The sequence below is a fragment of the Clostridium sp. SY8519 genome, assembly GCF_000270305.1.
Lineage (GTDB): Bacteria > Bacillota > Clostridia > Lachnospirales > Lachnospiraceae > SY8519.
On the sequence record NC_015737.1, the window covers coordinates 1,665,734 to 1,682,797 of the forward strand.

Consider the following 17,064-nt stretch of genomic DNA (forward strand, 5'->3'; position numbering starts at 1 on the left):
CTGGAGGTAATCACTACAATGGGAGTTAAACATTCAGCAGGAAGAAAAGCCTTTGAAGTAGGCTTTAATCAGATTTACAAATACCTGAATAAAGACCGTGATTCACACTACATCAAACTGTTTAATCTGGCGCATAAAATCACAGGCAATACCTATCCGCAGTATTTCTGGGACAACGCAGTGGAAGAGTTCAAAGACCCGAACCACAAGTGGAGAAAAGTTGTGGATCAGGCCCTGGACAATCTGCACCCGAACGTGGTAAAGCAGCATGTCCTGAACCTGGGTTATGAAGCCGGCCTGACCGGATTCAAGAAGGTTAAGGAAAACCGTGAAAAATACGGATGCAATGTACCGTGGGTCATCCTGATGGATCCCACCTCTGCCTGCAACTTAAAATGTACTGGATGCTGGGCCGCAGAATACGGGCATCAGCTGTCTCTGAGCAATGAACTGTTGGATCGTATCATTACCGAAGCGAAGGAACTGGGCATTCATTTCTTCGTTATGACCGGCGGCGAGCCCTTGGTACGCAAAAAAGACATTATTATGCTGGCAAAGAAGCATAATGACTGTGCCTTCCATATCTTCACCAACGGGACACTGATTGATGAAGAATTCTGCAAGGAAGTGCAGGAAGCAGGCAATATTTCCTTCGCGATTTCCATCGAAGGATCCGAAGCAACCACAGATGACCGCCGGGGAACCGGTGTATACCAGTCCGTTATGGATGCCTTCGATCTTCTGCATAAATATGGTCTGCTCTACGGCGTATCCGTATGCTATACCAGTAAGAACTATAAGGCAGTTACCACCGATGAATTCCTGAATATGCTGGTGGACAAAGGCGTGTTGATTGCATGGTATTTCCACTACATGCCGGTAGGAAAGGATGCTTCCACTGATCTGCTTCTTACACCGGAACAGAGAGAATATATGGTAAAACGCGTCCGTTACATCCGTACCAGAGACTGTGACATCCCGCTCTTTACCATGGATTTCCAGAATGACGCGGAATTTGTAGGCGGGTGCATTGCCGGCGGCAAGAACTACCTGCACATCAACCCGAACGGCGACGTGGAGCCCTGTGTATTCATTCATTATTCCAATGTGAACATCAAGGACCATTCCCTGTTAGAGGCCCTGCAGCAGCCGCTGTTTATGCAGTATCACAATACCATGCCGTTTAACGACAACATGCTGCAGCCCTGCCCGATGCTGGAGAATCCGGAGATGATCAAGAAGATGGTAGAGGCTTCCGGCGCCCATTCCACCGATATGCAGGCGGAAGAGCCGGTAGATGATCTGATCGCCAAGACCAAGCCTTATGCGGAGCAGTGGGCACCTACTGCGGAGAAAATGTGGAACGAGCATCAGAAAGATATTGAAGAGATCAAGCGCAAGAGGGAAGAAAAATACGGTACCGCGTAAGATCGGACAAATCTTACTTTTTAATAAAAAGAGAGTTGTTTGTTGTGACAGCTCTCTTTTTTTAGTATGATTACATTTGGATTTGATCCGAAGTGACACAGCTGGAAATGGAGAAACCTACCATGACGAAAAAGAGAAAAATGAAAAAGAAATACAAAGTTCTTCTGATCCTTCTGATTCTGGCAGCCGTGGTGGCCGTGACAGGAAGTCTGGCGGCAAAGCGGGCGGCAGAAGCTTCCAAACAGCCGACAGCCACAGACAAGGTGGTTCGCAGAACTCTGCAGTCCAGTATCAGCGCGACAGGCACAGTAACCAGTGATTCGGTGACCAATGTATACGGCAAGGTCTCCGGCGCTGCCGGACTGAAGGTGAAGAGCGTCCGGGTAAAGCCGGGTGACAAAGTGAAAAAAGGCGATGTGATCTGCACCTTTGATGTATCGGATGCGGAGCAGAGCCTCAAAGACGCGAAAAATGCCCAGAAAAAGCAGGAAGAGGCGGAGGAGCAGGCAAAAGAAAGCGCCAGAAAAAGCGCGGAAGCATCGGCGTCCGCAGCGAAAAAACAGGCACAGAGCGCGGCCAGACAGCAGGCATCTCGGCAGAAAGCCGCGAAAAAAGCCCTGGATTCCGCGAAAAAATCTTACCAGAACGCACAGAAACAATATGCGGCTGCCCGGAAAAAACAGGAACAGCTGAAAGATGCCTATGAGAAAGCGAAAGAAGCCGCTGCCAAGGCAGCCGGCACGGAGCAGGAAGCTGCCGCCCGGGCTGCGCTGCAGCAGGCACGCCAGAGCTATCAGAGCTACCAGCAGGCCTTCAGTGCCCGCAAAAGCGCCCTTTCCCAGGCAAAATCCGCCCTGGAGATCGCGGAGAGCGCCTATGAATACCTGGCGGGTGCCGCAGGCATTGCCGGAGACCTTTCCGCATACAGCGCGGGAGGACTGACAGGGGATACGACAAGTGCCGCTTCCTCTGCCGCGGATCTGTCCGGTTATGCCTCCGGTATGAGTGGCCAAGGTTCGGACAGCGTCATGAAGAGCTATCAGGACATTATCGACAGCAGGGAACTGACCGCGCCGGTCAGCGGAACGGTTACAGCCGTGCAGGTGGAAAAAGGCGGCACGTATGCCGGCGGAGCAGCGGCTGTCATCCAGGACACCTCAAAACTGTACATTTCCACATCGGTGGATGAATATGATATTTCCAATGTCAAGAAGGGGATGCGGGTACTGATCAAGACAGACGCCACCGGAGACAAAGAACTGGAGGGAACCGTCCGGAGAATTTCCCCGACAGCCTCCGGGGGCACTTCCGGCGCTTCGTCCTCCTCTTCCTCGTCGGCATCCATGGGATCTTCGGATTTTTCCTCCATGCTTTCCGGTTCCGCTTCTTCCGGAACGGTATCCGGCAGCAGTGTGTCCTATCCGGTGGAAATCGCTCTGAAAAAGAAGGATTCCCGTCTGCGCCTGGATATGACGGCCCGCCTGAGCCTGGTGAAACAGGAGAAAAAAGACGTATTGTGTGTCCCGTATGACGCGGTTTATACCAATAAAAAAGGCAAAAAGGTAATTTATCAGATTACGGATGCTTCCGCGGTGACCGGAAAAGACGGAGACCTTTCCGGCATGAAGGAGATCCCTGTGACTACCGGGCTGGAGAGCGGATATTATACCGAAATTTCCGGCAGCGGGATCAAAGAAGGAATGGAAATCCGGATACCGGACAGCGGACACAAGACCACTGTGGAAGAGGCATTTAACGGTATGGATTCTACCGGAGGAATGTAAGATGAGCACAGTGATTGACATGCATGGAATCGTCAAACGGTTTTACGAAGGCCGGGAAAACGAACTGCAGATTTTAAACGGCATTGATCTCCAGGTGGAACAGGGAGAATTTGTAGCCATTGTAGGAGAATCCGGTTCCGGCAAATCGACGCTGATGAATATGATCGGCCTGCTGGACCGCCCGACCGAGGGGAGTTATACCCTCAACGGCACGGATGTCATTCATGCCGCGGACCTGGAGCTGTCCGCCATCCGCTGCAACGAAATCGGCTTTGTGTTTCAGACCTATAATCTGGTGCCGAAGATTACCGCTGTCCGCAATGTGGAAGTGCCCATGATGTATGCGGGAATCTCCCGGAGGGACAGGAATGCCAGGGCAAAAGAGCTCCTGAAGATGGTAGGCATGGAAGACCGTATGAAGCATCGCCCGGAGGAGCTGTCCGGCGGACAGAAACAGCGTGTGGCCATAGCCAGGGCCATGGCCAATGATCCGTCCATTATTCTGGCGGACGAACCCACCGGCGCCCTGGATTCCAAAACCGGGCGCATGGTCATGGATCTGTTCCACGAACTGCATGAACAGCACGGCAAAACCATCGTACTGATCACCCATTCGACAGAACTGTCCGAGGAGACGGACCGGATCCTTACCATTCGAGACGGATCCATTACCGGGGAACGCAGGGGAGGAGGCAGACACCATGTTATTTGAAAATATCCTTCTGGCGCTGGAAAGCCTCAGAGTGAACAAACTGCGCTCTTTTCTGACGATGCTGGGCATTATCATCGGAATCGGATCGGTCATCAGCATAATGACAGTAGGCGATGCCATGACCAGAAGCGTGGAAGATGCCATGTCCGGACTAGGGGGCAATACGATTACTGTTTCCCTGGTCCAGAAAAAAGAGAACAAAGACATATCCGGCAAAGGCGCGGTCTTCGGACAGGAACCGCGGGCAGCCAGTGTGCGGGAAGAGGATCAGTTCACCCTGGATATGATCCGCAGCCTGTGTGAGAAATATCCGGATCAGATCCGCACCATTTCGGCCAGCGAACCGGTTGGCAGCGGATCCGGATCCGTGGAGGGCAATTCCGCCAATATTTCCCTGACGGGAGTCAGCGCAGGCTACTTTATCGCCAACAAACTAGACGTGGTAAACGGTTCCTATCTGTCGGCTGCGGAGCTGGAGGACGGCGGCAATTCCGCGATGGTATCGGACCGGTTCGCGAAAAAGCTTTACGGCAGCGGGGAAAATGCCCTGGGAAAGACGGTGGATCTTTCCGTGGGCAGCCAGAATGTCCCGGTAAGCATTGTAGGCGTGTACCACTATAAAACGGACACCATGGCTGCATCCATGATGGACAGCGAAGATACGGCTACTGAAGTCTATATCCCCCTGAAACTGGCCAAAAGCTACACACATACGGAAAAATACAGCACATTTTCCATCGTGACCAGGAATGGAGTGGACTCCGAGGCCTTTGCCGGCACGGCAGAACGCTTCCTGAGCAGTTATTACAGAACCAATCCGAACTTCGAGCCTTCCTGCTTCAGCATGGCGTCCATCATTGACCAGATGAGCAGCGTGATGTCCACCGTGACGCTGGCGATTACGGCCATTGCGGCCATTGCCCTGGTGGTGGGGGGGATCGGTGTGATGAATATTATGCTGGTATCCATCACCGAACGCACCCGTGAAATCGGCACCCGCAAGGCACTGGGAGCCACCAACGGCTCCATCCGCATGCAGTTTATCGTGGAAGCCATCATCATCTGCCTGGTGGGCGGCGGCATCGGCATCCTTCTGGGAATGGCGTTGGGCGTGTCCATGACCTCCTACCTGCATTACACGACATTCCCGTCCCTGTTTTCCATCCTGCTGTCCCTGGGATTCTCCATGGCAGTGGGCGTGTTTTTCGGATATTATCCGGCCAACAAGGCGGCAAAGATGAACCCCATCGAAGCGCTGCGGTATGAATAACAGGGAATTTGCACGGCCATGCGGCAGAAGGGACCGGGGCAGGCCGGAGTGGAAAAATAAAAAAAGAAAGAAGACAGTGGAATGTTCTGGTTGATTTTTTTGGCAGCCGCCGGCATCCTGATCGCGGCAGGCTGGTTTGGCCTGGGGTATCTGGGGTTCCGGACGGCAATTCTCCGGGGAAGGGAACTGAATATCTATGACCGGGCATCTGTGCGGGGAACTTCCTGGGATAAGTATTACGATGAGATTATGGAGGGAATCCAGTGGATCCATGCCCAGGAAGCGGAAGATATCTGGCTGACCTCCCGGGACGGCCTGAAACTGCACGGCAGACTGATCAAAAATCCGCAGGCGGAGGGAACGGTAATCATGTTTCACGGCTACCGGACCAATGGGGATGTGGATTTCAGCGCGGCAGCCCATGTATATTATGAATGCGGCAATCACATCCTGCTGGTGGATCAGCGGGCCTGCGGCCGCAGTGAAGGGCGTTATATCGGATTCGGTGTGCTGGAACGGTACGATGCCGGCAGCTGGGCCCGCTATGTCAGCCGGCGGTTCGGGCCGGACCGCCGGATCATATTAAGCGGTCTGTCCATGGGCGCCTCCACGGTGCTGATGGCCTTAAGCGTGGACCTTCCGGACAATGTGGTGGGACTGGTGGCGGACAGTGCCTTTTCCTCTCCCCGGGACATTATCCGCAATCAGATTCATCAAAGCTATCACATCAGCGGCCGGTGGATCACGGCAGCCATTGATTTTTGGTCCAGGAGGCGCGCGGGATACGCGCTGGATGAAATGTCCACACTGGAAGCTGTGCGGGGCAGTCGGAGAACCATTCTCTTTGCCCACGGGACAGCAGACAGCCGGGTACCGCTGGAAATGACGCTTAAGGCAGCGGAGCTTTCGGAAGGGGATACGCTTATGGTTATTACGGAGGGCGCGGAACACGGCACCGGATATCTGGCAGACAATGCCAGATACCGGGAGGCCCTGCAGAAGATCTGCACCCTTCCGGTTCCTGCTTCGGAGGTCAGAAAGACAGCTTCCGGCGAATAGCAGACAGCAGGAGAGGCGGTGCCGCCAATCCGGCGCCGTCGGCGCTTTTGCAAAAAACAGCGCTTGCTTATAAACAGACCGGAGGCCGTCCATTGGACGGCCTCCGGTCTGTTTTCCCCTGCCTTCGCAGAGGATTCATGAAACGTGTCTAGACGCTTTCACAAGAGAGATAAAATGTTTTATAAAGGCTTCACCAGTTACCAATAAGTATCTAAGTGAATTTGAGAGTATTATAACATGAGAAAAAATGAAAAGCAAGGGACTCCGCCCGCGCAGATTGTTCTAAACCAGAACCAGAAGCGGGATTTCTGTACTTTCCATCATACATGGTGAAAAAAATCACAAATCATTCCGCCGGTCTCCCGGAAGGGCGTGTGATATGACTGTCTCCGATAAAGCGGAACAGTCCTTCTTTCTCTGTCTCGAAATCCGCAATGCCCAAGTCATAGAGTTCCTGTTCCACGGCGGGGTCCATGGTGTAGGTGCTCATGTTCAGCTGTCGGCTGGCCGCGAAGATAAAGGCAGTACCCTCCTTTTCCATGCGGTAGGACTGGGCCTGGCAGCTGCGGTACATGATGTGCCGGCGGTTCATGTCCCTGATGGTATTCGGATACCGCCAGCAGAGCAGGGTATACAGGGCGCGCATTTTTTCCGGGGTTTTAACGAAATCCCTGGTTTTGCTCATAAGGATCACCACCCGGTCGCATCCGTCATCCAGCGCTTTCTGGACAGGGATGGAGTCGGAAATGCCGCCGTCAAAATATTTTACGCCGTTTACCTTCACCGGCCGGCAGACCGCCGGAATGGCGGAGGAAGCCATGACTTCCCGGTAATTGTCCTTCTGCAACTGATCTTTTGTAAAATAGTGGGGCTTTCCGGTGCGCGCATTGGTGGCCACAATGGTAAGCTCGGCAGGGTTGTTCATAATTGCCTCGTAGTCCAGGGGATCTTTCCCGTCCGAATTGGAAAGTGTGCCATAGATATAGGACAGATTGAAAAGATTGCCGGTCTTTAAGAAGGGCTTCAGCCCGAAATACATGGGGTCTTTCAGGTGTTCCGTATAAAATCTGCGGCACCGGTCCCGCTGTCCGGCGGCAAAGGAGCAGGCGTTGGCAGAGCCGGCAGAGACGCCGATGATATAGTCAAAGGTGATTCCGTAGTCAAGAAATTTATCGAGAATTCCGGCGCTGTAGGCACATTTCATGCCGCCGCCTTCAATAATCAGTCCCAGTTTTCCCATAGAGGTCCTCCTGATAGTTCACATTCTTTAAGTATTTAATAACATGTGTAATACTACACGGATTCCAGGAGAGAGTCAACGAGCTTTCTCGGGTTTCCCCTGTTTTTTGCGGCTGGTTTCGTGTATAATGCAATCGATAAAGCAGTTTTCTTTAAAAGAAAGGAGCAGTTGCTATGGACGCAAAAGTGTATGAATTATTAAATGATCAGGTAAACAAGGAGTTTTATTCCGCCTATCTGTATCTGGATATGGCAAATTACTATACGGCGCAGGGGCTGGACGGATTCGCCAACTGGTTTACCGTTCAGGCAAAGGAAGAGCAGGATCATGCCATCATGTTCTACAATTATCTTCTGGACAACAATGAAAAAGTTGTGCTGGAAGCGATCGCAAAACCGGACAAAACCTACAGCGCTTTCATTGAACCCCTGCAGGAATCCTATCGCCATGAGCAGTATGTCACTTCCCTGATCAACGGCATCTACGCGGCAGCCAATGCAGTGAATGATTTCCGCACCATGAAATTCCTGGATTATTTTGTGACGGAACAGGGCGAAGAAGAGAAAAACGCCAGCGATCTCATCGGCAAGATGGAACTGTATGGAGACGATAAACGTTCTCTGTATATGCTGAACAGCGAGCTGGCTGCCAGAACTTATACCGCGCCTGCGGCTGCAGAATAAAGACAGATGAACAGCAGGCAGATCGAATACTTCCTGGCGGTGGCCGGTGAACTGAATTTCACAAAAGCGGCAGAGCGGCTGTATGTTTCCCAGACAGCCGTGTCCAAACAGATCAGAAACCTGGAGGAACAGCTGGGGGTAAAGCTTTTTACACGCAGCAGACAGCATGTGGAGCTGACCCACGCGGGAATCGTGTTTCAGCGGGAAGCGCAGTACCTGATGGTTCATTATCAGGATGTGGTGAAACGCACCCGCCTGGCGGCAGAAGGCATGTACGGGACGCTGTCCGTGGGATTCGCCACGGGGATGGGCTCCACGGTTGTGAGCAGCGGGATACGCGGATTTAAGGAAAAATATCCGAACATCGAGATGTCCTTTGTCAACGGAACCCCCAGCCGCCTGCTTCAGGAACTGAAAAGCAGACAGATCGATCTGGCGCTGATTCCCCTCTTCGACCACAAATATTACGAAGGCCTTTCCTATGTCCGCATCAGGGAATACGGGATGCAGGTGGCCATGCCCAAGAGCCATCCCCTGGCGTCCCGCCGTCATATTGACCGGGAAGACCTGGAAAATGAGCCGCTGATCTTGGTCTGCACGAAAGAGAGCGAACTGGGAGAAGACAGCCGGATCCTGGATCCGTTCATCCAGAAAGGCATTCAGGTGCAGGTGGTAGATAAAAACGAAGACATAGAGACCATCCGTTTTATGCTGGCGGCGAATATGGGACTGACCATCCTGCCGGAATATCTCCATGTGGCGGATGACCGGCAGAACGGTCTGGTGGAAATTCCCTTCGGCGGGCCCGCGGATCGGATCATGCTGATTGCGGCGTATCTGCCGGACAGCGGTAATCCGTCCATTCCGCGGATTCTTCCATTTCTGGAAAACGCGTAAGCGCTCTTGTCAGAGGGCTCGCGACAGGGATCCCCATACCAAAAGCACCCGTTTCCGTGAAGCATATCACGGAAACGGGTGCTTTTATTCTCGGACTAAGGGAAATGTCCGACATCGGGTCTGCAGAAAGGGATGTCAGATAAAATACTGCAGATCCATGTGTGAAGGGTTGTGCCTGCTCCACGTACCGATTCAGGAGGGAATCGATGGATTGCGCGAAAATGCAGGCAAATGGTAAAAGTGTTCGGCTGGTAATCGGTGCACTTGTTCAGTGCTCACTTATCATAGCCTGCGGCGGAGAATTCGTCCAATGAAAAAATAGCAGGAAATAAGAACCAGAAGTTATTGTTAAATGATTAACAATGTGTTAGAATATGGAAAGCAGCAATTCATGGGTGGACTTTAATTTAAAAAAATAATATGATAGGGGTAGCCAACAGGAAGAAGACGGGCTGTCTTCTTACAGACAGCTATCCGGCTCACGAAGGAGGAAATATTATGCCATTAGTTACAACGACAGAAATGTTTAAAAAAGCGTACAGCGGCGGATATGCCATCGGTGCGTTCAATGTGAACAACATGGAGATTGTACAGGGAATCGTAGAAGCAGCAGGCGAGCTGAGATCCCCGGTGATTCTGCAGGCGTCTGCGGGAGCCCGCAAGTATGCCCATCCTGCATATCTGAAGAAACTGGTGGAAGCAGCTGTGGAAGAGTGCCCGGAGATCCCGATTGCCATGCATCTGGACCACGGCGCAGATTTTGAGACCTGCAAAGCCTGCATCGACAACGGCTTCACCTCGGTTATGATCGACGCTTCCGGCAAGCCGTTTGATGAAAATGTGGAAATCACAAGAAAAGTGGTAGAATACGCGCATGCGCATGGCGTAGTCGTGGAAGCAGAGCTGGGCACACTGGCCGGCGTGGAAGATGATGTGAAGGTAAACGCGGCAGATTCCTCCTACACCAATCCGGACGATGTGGAAGAATTCGTAGGCAGAACCGGCGTAGACTCCCTGGCCATTGCCATCGGAACCAGCCACGGCGCATACAAATTCAAAGCAGGTACAAAGCCGCAGCTTCGGTTTGACATTCTGGATGAAGTCGTAAAACGCCTTCCGGAATTCCCGATCGTACTGCACGGCTCTTCCTCCGTACCGCAGGAATATGTCAAAATCATCAACGAAAACGGCGGCGCGTTAAAAGACGCGATCGGCGTACCGGAAGAGATGCTGCGTCAGGCCGCTGCTTCCGCAGTCTGCAAGATCAACATCGATTCCGATTTAAGACTCGGATTTACCGCAGGCATCCGCGAGACCATGCGGAAAGACCCGTCCATCTTTGATCCGCGGGAATACCTGAAAGTAGCCCGCCAGAACGTCAAGGACATTGTTGCCCACAAGATCGTAACCGTACTTGGTTCGGACGGAAAAATGTAATACAGAATCTGATCCCGGCAGAAATGCCGGATTCCGGGCCGCTGCCTGCCGCAGCGGCCCTTTTTTTCCTCTTTTTTTGTGAAGAAAGCCTATTTACAAAGTCCTTCGGCAGGCTTTATGATAAACCCGGTAAGCGTTCTGCTGACCACCGCAGTGTTCTGCTGCGGAGATTCACCTTATTTTATTTCTGTTTCATTTTCATTTTATTTTTAGAGCAGGCCGGCGGGGGAAGCCTGTACATGTGCCGTCCTGTTCGGAAGGAGGGCCAATGGAGTATCATGAATTTGTGAAGAAAACGGAGCACTGGATCCGGAGCAACTGCGTGGAAGACGCGGAATTCGACGTGCAGACGGATCAGCCGGGAGAATTTCTGGAGACGGCGGAAGAGCTGGCGGCCGGCGCGCTGAAAGACTGCTGTGAACTGTCCCGGGCAGCGCTGCAGGTAAAAGAGGAGTTCGCGGGGCTGGACGCCTGTCCGGTGGAGTTTGATCTGGAGCTGATGGGAGAGGGCTGCCTTTCTTCCCTTGCTTTTTATCTGGAGGTGCTGTACGTTACGTATCTGGATGCCGGCTGGGGGACCGTGGCCCGGACGATGCGCAATGCCATGCGCAAGGCGGGCATGCTGAAAAAGAGCATGAAGCGGGCGGATGAATACGCGTCGATGCTGGATGCGGAAGGACAGGAGCTTTTTGGACGCCTGCGTCAGCTGCGGGCGGGGATTGCCAGGGAACGGGGGCTGCCGCCCTATGTGATTTTTTCCAATGAGACGCTGTATGAGATGTGTACCGCGCAGCCGAAAGATATGGAGGAGCTGTTGCAGATTCACGGAGTCGGAGCCAGAAACTCCGCGCTGTTCGGGGAACAGTTTCTCCAGGCGCTGGGCGGCTGAGGGTTTTTGAACATGGAGGATATCTCCGGTGTTTTTCGCAGAATCGCTGTCCGGGGATTCCCGGAAAATGCAGTTTCTTTTTGTCCGGTCTGCGGGTATAATTGACTGGAAACCCAGAAGATTCGTATCTGCCGGCGTTCTGTGCCGGCGGCTGAAGTGTGAGGAAAACAGAGGAGAAGCGTATGACTGGAATTCTGTATGGCGTGGGAGTGGGTCCGGGAGATCCGGAACTGATGACCTTAAAAGCTGTCCGAATGATTCGGGAAAACCCTGTCATTGCCGTTCCGGGGACGGATCCCCGGTCGTCAACGGCCTATCAGATTGCGGTGCAGGCAGTGCCGGAGCTTGCGGAAAAAGAACTGATTTTCGCGGATCTGCCGATGATCAGAGACCGGGAGAAACTGAAGGAAATCCATGCCGGGACGGCCCGCCGTATGGAGGAGTATCTGGCCCGGGGGGAAAACGTGGTGTTCCTTACCCTGGGAGATCCGACGGTATATTCCACATTTTCCTATCTGCAGCATATTGTGGAGGCGGACGGATATGAGACAGGCCTGGTCAGCGGGGTGACTTCCTTCTGCGCCGCCGCGGCCTGTCTGAATCAGCCCCTGGTGGAATGGCAGGAACCGCTGCATATTCTGCCGGCTGTCCATATGAAGGAACTGAAGCTTAAGGAAAACGGCACCTATGTGCTGATGAAATCCGGCCGGCGCATGGCAGATGCCAGGGAAGTTCTCCGCAGCAGCGGGCGCCGGGTGTCCATGGTGGAAAACTGCGGCATGCCCGGGGAGCGCGTTTACCGGGATCTGGCGGAAGTGCCGGACCGGTCCGGATACTTTTCTGTGCTGATTGCCAGGGAAGGGGAAGCGGATTCCGGCGAGCAGAAAAACCGCTGAAAACAAACAAATTGTCTTGAAACAAATACAAAAGTGATTTATAATAAAAATTACAGTTCAGACGGTTAGGGCTCGTCCCGCGCCGGATGAAGCAGAGAAAAGATATGACTCTGACGGCAAGGGAAGATCCCGCGCAGGAAGAAGCGTATACAGATGACAGACAATCGTATTTTTATCTTTTGTGTCTTTGTGCCCTTCTCCCGGAGTTCTGGGAGAGGGGTTTTTTTATGAATGATCTGAAGGAGAAGCTGCCTATGTTAAAACTGGCAATTTACGGAAAAGGCGGAATCGGCAAGTCCACCATGACATCCAACCTGGCTGCGGCCTTTGCGGTTCTTGGAAAAAAAGTCATCCAGATCGGCTGCGACCCGAAGGCGGATTCCACAATCAATCTGCTGGAAGGGGAACCGCTGCTGCCGGTCATGGATTATCTGAGAGAACATGAAGAGGAGCCGGATTCCATTGAACAGATTTCCCGCAGGGGATTCGGAGATATCCTCTGCATTGAGACCGGCGGCCCCACCCCGGGACTCGGCTGCGCGGGGCGGGGAATCATCGCCACCTTTAACCTGCTGGAGGAACTGGAGCTTTTTGAGACCTGCCAGCCGGATGTGGTGCTGTATGACGTGCTGGGCGATGTGGTCTGCGGAGGATTCGCGGCGCCGATCCGGGAGGGCTATGCCGGCAAGGTCCTGATTGTCACCTCCGGGGAAAAGATGGCGCTGTATGCGGCTGACAATATCTATCGGGCGGTGCAGAACTTTGAGGACCGGGGATACGCGAGTGTCGGCGGCATTATTTTCAACCGCAGAAATATTCCGGACGAGGAGCAGAAAGTAACTGCCTTCGCCAAAGAACGGCACCTGGAGATCGTGGGGGATATTCCGCGGAATGACGAGATCAATCGGTATGAAGAACAGGGCAAGACGGTGATCGAAGGGGATCCGGACCTGCCCATCAGCCGGCGGTTTCTGGATCTGGCCCGGCGGCTGCTGGATGAGAATGCGCGTGAGGAGACAGAATGAACAGGACACAGACTTGCGGAACCGGAAGCATGCCGGAACGAGAGCCGTACCATATTACAATTGCTGAACTGAATGCCCTGGGCAGGGACAGGATTCCGGAAGAACTGATTTCCAGCCGGCAGCTGATCTACAGCTCACCGGCCACACTGGCTTATAATTCCCCCGGGGCCACAGGATTCGGCGTCAAACGCGCCGGCCTGGCGATTCCGGAATCAGTGATGCTTCTGGTGGCACCGGGATGCTGCGGCAGAAATACCAAGCTTCTGGCTGAAGTGCCGGGATATGAGGATCGGTTTTTCTTCCTTCTGATGGAGGAATCGGATATTGTCAACGGGAGCCATCTGGAAAAGATACCGCAGGCCATCCGGGAAATCCTGGAAGAACTGCCCAAACGGCCCTCCTGCGTCATGATCTGCAGTACCTGCGTGGACGCCCTGCTGGGAACCGACTGGGAGCGGGTCTGCCGGAAAGCGCAGCGGGAAGCGGGAATTCCGGTGCGGCCGGCCTATATGTACGCGCTGACCCGGGAAGGAAGAAAACCGCCGATGGTACTGGTCCGGAAGTCCGTATATTCCCTGCTGGAGCCGGCAAAAAAGAACTCCCGTACCGTGAACCTGCTGGGATATTTCGCCCCGCTGCAGGATGACGCGGAGCTGTATGACATCCTGGGACAGATGGGAATTCGCAGAATCCAGGAGATTTCCCGCTGCGAAACCTTTGAAGAATATAAAAAGCTGGCGCAGGCCAATTTCAACCTGGTGCTGGACGCGGAGGCCCGTACCGCGGCAGATGACCTGGAACAGCGCTTAAAGATCCCTTACATCGAACTGCCCCGCCTGTATCAGATGGATAAGATCCATAAGCAATATCAGATCCTTGGGCGTACCCTGGGGGTGGAAGTGGATGACCAGAAAGCCATGGAATCGGCCCGGCAGGCCGCGCAGCAGTTCCTTGACAGACATGGGACCGTAACAGTGGCCATCGGGGAAATGATGAATGCCAAACCCTTTGAGCTGGCCCTTGCTCTGACGAAACAGGGACTGCGGGTATCGGAAATTTACTGCAATATCAGCCCGGAGGATTATGTATACATCCGCCATCTGGCAGACATCAGTCCGGATACGAACGTATACACCAATCTGTCGCCCACCATGCTGTATTATGACTGCAGTGAAGGAACCGCGGATCTGACCATTGGAAAAGACGCGGCGTATTATCATCCGGACAGCCCGAATGTGGCCTGGAATGAAGACCGTCAGCCGTACGGATTCGCCGGTGTCCGAAAACTGTTTGAACAGATGGACGCGGCCCTGGCGCAGAAAGACTGAGTGATATTATGAAGGAAATCTATCATCTGATTGAAAAACTGGACAGAGAGCACCGGCTGGACAAAGGAGAATGGACGGCGCTGATTGCCGGCCGGACCTCCGAGCTGGCAGAGGATATTTTTTCCAGGGCCAGAAGCTATCAGCAGAAATACTACGGGCACGAGATCTTTGTCCGGGGTCTGATTGAGATGACCAGCTACTGCAAAAATGACTGTATCTACTGCGGCCTGCGGCGCAGCAACCGCAGCGCCCAGCGCTACCGGTTAAGCAGGGAGGAGATCCTGGACTGCGCGCAGGAAGGGTACCGCCTGGGATTCCGCACCTTTGTGCTGCAGGGCGGGGAAGATCCCTATTATTCCGCGCAGGATATCGCGGATCTGGTAGCCGAGCTGAAGAAAGCGCATCCGGACTGCGCGGTGACGCTTTCCCTGGGCGAACGGGAACGCCGGGATTATGAACTCTGGCACGAAGCCGGGGCAGACCGGTATCTTCTGCGGCATGAAACCGCTGATTTTGCCCATTATGCCATGCTGCATCCGCCGGAGCTTTCGGCTGCCCACAGGCAGAACTGCCTGAGAGAGCTCAAGGACATCGGCTACCAGGTGGGCACCGGCTTCATGGTGGGTTCCCCGGGGCAGACGGCGGAGCATCTGGCGGAGGATATGCTGTTTTTAAAAGAACTGAATCCGGAAATGGTGGGAATCGGACCGTTTATCCCCCATCATGACACGCCTTTTGCGGACGAGCCTGCGGGTACCGTGGAACTGACGCTGTATCTGCTGGGCCTGATCCGGCTGATGATTCCGGATGTGCTGCTGCCGGCGACTACCGCCCTGGGGACGATTGATCCCCTGGGCCGGGAGAAGGGCGTACAGGCCGGGGCCAATGTCATTATGCCGAATCTTTCCCCCCGGGCAGTCCGGAAGAAATATGAACTGTACGACAACAAGATCTGCACCGGGGAAGAAGCCGCGGAATGCAGAGGCTGTCTGCAGCGCAGGATGGATTCCATCGGCTATACGGTAGTCGTGGACCGGGGGGATGTCCGGCGGCCGGCATAAACGGGCACATGGCGCAGGGCGGAAAGGGGCCGTCCTCTGCACAGACAGGGAGTCTGACGGAAAGTGACAGGAATGCGCACAGACAGCCGCGGGATCCGGCAGCGTGCAGAAAGGAAGAAACATGGGACTGAATGCAACACCATCTGCCGAACGGGTACACATCGGTATCTTCGGTAAGAGAAACGCAGGAAAATCAAGTATCATCAACGCAGTGACAGGACAGAGCCTGGCCATTGTTTCCGAGGTGCGGGGCACCACGACCGATCCGGTGAGCAAAGCGATGGAGCTGCTCCCGCTGGGGCCGGTGGTCATGATCGACACCCCCGGCCTGGATGACAGCGGAGAACTTGGCGCCCTGCGTGTGAAAAAAAGCTATCAGGTGCTGAATAAAACGGATATTGCCGTGATTGTGGCAGACGGCACGGAAGGCTTCGGGCCGGAAGAAGAGGCGCTGCGCCGGCGGATCCTGGAGAAAAAGATTCCCTATGTGATTGTGATCAATAAGGCGGATCAGATGGCAGCCGGCCGGGAGGAAGAAATCCGCCGTCAGCTGGAGCAGGAGAAGAATCTGATCTTTGTCAGCGCGGAAGAGGGGACCGGCATCCATGCGCTGAAGGAAATGATTGCCGCCCAGGCGCCGGAGGAGGACACCAGCCGGCATATTGTGGGAGACCTGGTGGCACCGGAAGATCTGGTGGTCATTGTCATTCCCATTGACAAGGCCGCGCCGAAAGGGCGTCTGATACTTCCGGAACAGCAGACCATACGGGATCTGCTGGATACCGGAGCGGTATCGGTAGTCACCCGGGAGACAGAGCTGGAGAAAACACTGGCTTCCCTGGGGAAACCGCCGGCGCTGGTGGTTACCGACAGCCAGGCCTTCGGAATCGTATCCCGCATTACCCCCCGGGAGATTCCGCTGACCTCCTTTTCCATTCTGTTTGCCCGGTATAAGGGAAACCTGAAGACACTGGTGCGGGGCGTGACCCGGCTGGATCAGTTAAAAGACGGAGATCCGGTGCTGATTTCAGAGGGCTGCACCCATCATCGGCAGTGCAATGACATCGGTACGGTGAAACTGCCGGGCTGGATCGAGGCCTATACCGGAGTCAAACCGGAATACACCTTCAGCAGCGGCACAGGATTTCCGGACGATCTGAGCCCGTACAGACTGATTATCCACTGCGGCGGCTGCATGCTGAATGAGCGGGAAGTAAAATACCGGATTCAGTGCGCGGAGGATCAGAAGGTGCCCATTACCAACTACGGAGTCAGCATTGCGTATATGCACGGGATTCTGGAACGGAGCCTGGAGCCCTTTGCGGACATCGCGGAGATTCTGAAAAAAGAGTAAA

The 17,064-nt window shown here is 53.9% G+C and carries 15 protein-coding genes; 14 read left to right on the forward strand and 1 reads right to left on the reverse strand.

Going from position 1 to position 17,064, the window contains the following annotated elements:
- The first annotated feature begins 18 nt into the window (after nucleotides 1-18).
- The 5 genes from CXIVA_RS07835 to CXIVA_RS07855 all read left to right on the forward strand — a co-directional run bounded on the left by CXIVA_RS07835 (nucleotide 19) and on the right by CXIVA_RS07855 (nucleotide 6,253).
- Complete coding sequence (locus CXIVA_RS07835; protein WP_013977472.1) at nucleotides 19-1,428, forward strand: radical SAM protein; 1,410 nt, start codon at nucleotides 19-21, stop codon at nucleotides 1,426-1,428.
- A 122-nt stretch (nucleotides 1,429-1,550) separates the two neighbouring features.
- Nucleotides 1,551-3,212, forward strand: coding sequence for an HlyD family efflux transporter periplasmic adaptor subunit (locus CXIVA_RS07840; RefSeq protein ID WP_013977473.1), 1,662 nt, complete (start codon nucleotides 1,551-1,553; stop codon nucleotides 3,210-3,212).
- A 1-nt stretch (nucleotide 3,213) separates the two neighbouring features.
- A complete protein-coding gene (locus tag CXIVA_RS07845; RefSeq protein WP_013977474.1) occupies nucleotides 3,214-3,924 on the forward strand; it encodes an ABC transporter ATP-binding protein in 711 nt (236 codons plus the stop codon).
- A complete protein-coding gene (locus CXIVA_RS07850) occupies nucleotides 3,914-5,194 on the forward strand; it encodes an ABC transporter permease (RefSeq protein ID WP_013977475.1) in 1,281 nt (426 codons plus the stop codon). The genes CXIVA_RS07845 and CXIVA_RS07850 overlap by 11 nt, the downstream gene beginning before the upstream one ends.
- Before the next feature lie 81 nt (nucleotides 5,195-5,275).
- Nucleotides 5,276-6,253, forward strand: coding sequence for an alpha/beta hydrolase (locus CXIVA_RS07855; RefSeq protein ID WP_013977476.1), 978 nt, complete (start codon nucleotides 5,276-5,278; stop codon nucleotides 6,251-6,253).
- 346 nt (nucleotides 6,254-6,599) lie between these two features.
- On the opposite strand, the gene CXIVA_RS07860 is transcribed toward CXIVA_RS07855, so the two are convergent.
- Nucleotides 6,600-7,493: a patatin family protein gene (locus CXIVA_RS07860; protein WP_013977477.1), complete on the reverse strand. Its 894-nt coding sequence runs from the start codon at nucleotides 7,491-7,493 to the stop codon at nucleotides 6,600-6,602.
- Nucleotides 7,494-7,666: 173 nt separating this feature from the next.
- On the opposite strand from CXIVA_RS07860, the gene CXIVA_RS07865 reads away from it, so the two are divergent.
- From CXIVA_RS07865 to hydF, 9 genes are all read left to right on the forward strand, one after another.
- The gene (locus tag CXIVA_RS07865; RefSeq protein WP_013977478.1) at nucleotides 7,667-8,176 is read left to right on the forward strand and encodes a ferritin; all 510 of its coding nucleotides are present in this window, start codon (nucleotides 7,667-7,669) and stop codon (nucleotides 8,174-8,176) included.
- A gap of 6 nt (nucleotides 8,177-8,182) precedes the next feature.
- The gene (locus CXIVA_RS07870; RefSeq protein WP_013977479.1) at nucleotides 8,183-9,073 is read left to right on the forward strand and encodes a LysR family transcriptional regulator; all 891 of its coding nucleotides are present in this window, start codon (nucleotides 8,183-8,185) and stop codon (nucleotides 9,071-9,073) included.
- A gap of 498 nt (nucleotides 9,074-9,571) precedes the next feature.
- On the forward strand, nucleotides 9,572-10,510 hold the full coding sequence (fba, locus tag CXIVA_RS07875; RefSeq protein ID WP_013977480.1) for a class II fructose-1,6-bisphosphate aldolase: 939 nt from the start codon (nucleotides 9,572-9,574) through the stop codon (nucleotides 10,508-10,510).
- 268 nt (nucleotides 10,511-10,778) lie between these two features.
- The gene (locus CXIVA_RS07885) at nucleotides 10,779-11,399 is read left to right on the forward strand and encodes an HRDC domain-containing protein (protein WP_013977481.1); all 621 of its coding nucleotides are present in this window, start codon (nucleotides 10,779-10,781) and stop codon (nucleotides 11,397-11,399) included.
- Nucleotides 11,400-11,581: 182 nt separating this feature from the next.
- Nucleotides 11,582-12,295 (forward strand): precorrin-2 C(20)-methyltransferase, encoded by a 714-nt coding sequence (gene cobI / locus CXIVA_RS07890; RefSeq protein WP_013977482.1) that lies wholly within the window; start codon nucleotides 11,582-11,584, stop codon nucleotides 12,293-12,295.
- 254 nt (nucleotides 12,296-12,549) lie between these two features.
- The gene (locus CXIVA_RS07895) at nucleotides 12,550-13,320 is read left to right on the forward strand and encodes a nitrogenase iron protein NifH (RefSeq protein WP_013977483.1); all 771 of its coding nucleotides are present in this window, start codon (nucleotides 12,550-12,552) and stop codon (nucleotides 13,318-13,320) included.
- Nucleotides 13,317-14,648 carry an oxidoreductase gene (locus tag CXIVA_RS07900; RefSeq protein WP_013977484.1) on the forward strand — a complete coding sequence of 444 codons (1,332 nt, stop codon included), beginning with the start codon at nucleotides 13,317-13,319 and terminating at the stop codon, nucleotides 14,646-14,648. The genes CXIVA_RS07895 and CXIVA_RS07900 overlap by 4 nt, the downstream gene beginning before the upstream one ends.
- An 8-nt stretch (nucleotides 14,649-14,656) precedes the next feature.
- Nucleotides 14,657-15,709 (forward strand): [FeFe] hydrogenase H-cluster radical SAM maturase HydE, encoded by a 1,053-nt coding sequence (gene hydE, locus CXIVA_RS07905; protein WP_013977485.1) that lies wholly within the window; start codon nucleotides 14,657-14,659, stop codon nucleotides 15,707-15,709.
- 121 nt (nucleotides 15,710-15,830) lie between these two features.
- On the forward strand, nucleotides 15,831-17,063 hold the full coding sequence (gene hydF, locus CXIVA_RS07910; RefSeq protein WP_013977487.1) for a [FeFe] hydrogenase H-cluster maturation GTPase HydF: 1,233 nt from the start codon (nucleotides 15,831-15,833) through the stop codon (nucleotides 17,061-17,063).
- Nucleotide 17,064: the final 1 nt, after the last annotated feature.

Bases quoted from the DNA above. Each gene is read 5' to 3' on its own strand.
- CXIVA_RS07835 (WP_013977472.1), top strand. From the start codon at position 19: ATGGGAGTTAAACATTCAGCAGGAAGAAAAGCCTTTGAAGTAGGCTTT.
- CXIVA_RS07840 (WP_013977473.1), top strand. From the start codon at position 1,551: ATGACGAAAAAGAGAAAAATGAAAAAGAAATACAAAGTTCTTCTGATC.
- CXIVA_RS07845 (WP_013977474.1), top strand. From the start codon at position 3,214: ATGAGCACAGTGATTGACATGCATGGAATCGTCAAACGGTTTTACGAA.
- CXIVA_RS07850 (WP_013977475.1), top strand. From the start codon at position 3,914: ATGTTATTTGAAAATATCCTTCTGGCGCTGGAAAGCCTCAGAGTGAAC.
- CXIVA_RS07855 (WP_013977476.1), top strand. From the start codon at position 5,276: ATGTTCTGGTTGATTTTTTTGGCAGCCGCCGGCATCCTGATCGCGGCA.
- CXIVA_RS07860 (WP_013977477.1), bottom strand. From the start codon at position 7,493: ATGGGAAAACTGGGACTGATTATTGAAGGCGGCGGCATGAAATGTGCC.
- CXIVA_RS07865 (WP_013977478.1), top strand. From the start codon at position 7,667: ATGGACGCAAAAGTGTATGAATTATTAAATGATCAGGTAAACAAGGAG.
- CXIVA_RS07870 (WP_013977479.1), top strand. From the start codon at position 8,183: ATGAACAGCAGGCAGATCGAATACTTCCTGGCGGTGGCCGGTGAACTG.
- fba (WP_013977480.1), top strand. From the start codon at position 9,572: ATGCCATTAGTTACAACGACAGAAATGTTTAAAAAAGCGTACAGCGGC.
- CXIVA_RS07885 (WP_013977481.1), top strand. From the start codon at position 10,779: ATGGAGTATCATGAATTTGTGAAGAAAACGGAGCACTGGATCCGGAGC.
- cobI (WP_013977482.1), top strand. From the start codon at position 11,582: ATGACTGGAATTCTGTATGGCGTGGGAGTGGGTCCGGGAGATCCGGAA.
- CXIVA_RS07895 (WP_013977483.1), top strand. From the start codon at position 12,550: ATGTTAAAACTGGCAATTTACGGAAAAGGCGGAATCGGCAAGTCCACC.
- CXIVA_RS07900 (WP_013977484.1), top strand. From the start codon at position 13,317: ATGAACAGGACACAGACTTGCGGAACCGGAAGCATGCCGGAACGAGAG.
- hydE (WP_013977485.1), top strand. From the start codon at position 14,657: ATGAAGGAAATCTATCATCTGATTGAAAAACTGGACAGAGAGCACCGG.
- hydF (WP_013977487.1), top strand. From the start codon at position 15,831: ATGGGACTGAATGCAACACCATCTGCCGAACGGGTACACATCGGTATC.